Genomic DNA, 530 nt, shown 5'->3' on the forward strand with positions numbered 1-530 from the left:
AAAAATCACGCGACATGTAGGTAATTGCGGTTTCAGTTTACTAAAGATTGTAATCGCATCGCCGTCTACGATTAAATTTTGATGCGGTTGTATATTTTGTAGTAGGAATGTAATGGCATTATTTCCTTTGAAATCAACGCCAAGACCTGGACCAATTAGTATACTGTCAGTCATTTCAATCATTTTCGTCAACATTTTCGTATCATTAATATCAATAACCATCGCTTCTGGGCAACGAGAATGTAATGCTGAATGATTTGTTGGATGTGTAGCTACAGTGATTAAACCACTACCGCTAAATACACATGCACGAGCCGCTAACATAATGGCACCACCTAAGTTAGCAGATCCACCAATTAATAAAATTTTGCCATAATCACCTTTATGTGAATTTTCTTTACGCTTAGGAATGTTAATAGAATTTAACGTTTCCATAGTGATATAACCTCCCATGTAAAAGCCTTTTCCGAATTTATTCAATTTTAAAAATATATAGTAACTTTTAACAAAATGTATTATAAATTTCTGAA

1 protein-coding gene is annotated in these 530 nt (G+C 33.4%); it reads right to left on the bottom strand.

The features are described from left to right. A partial coding sequence (locus AACY52_RS29945) for an NAD(P)H-hydrate dehydratase (protein ID WP_339561323.1) occupies positions 1-453 on the bottom strand: 453 nt, incomplete at its 3' end. Between the last annotated feature and the right edge of the window lie 77 nt (positions 454-530).

The organism is Pseudomonas sp. EA_65y_Pfl1_P113 (assembly GCF_963970525.1).
Lineage (GTDB): Bacteria > Pseudomonadota > Gammaproteobacteria > Pseudomonadales > Pseudomonadaceae > Aquipseudomonas > Aquipseudomonas tritici.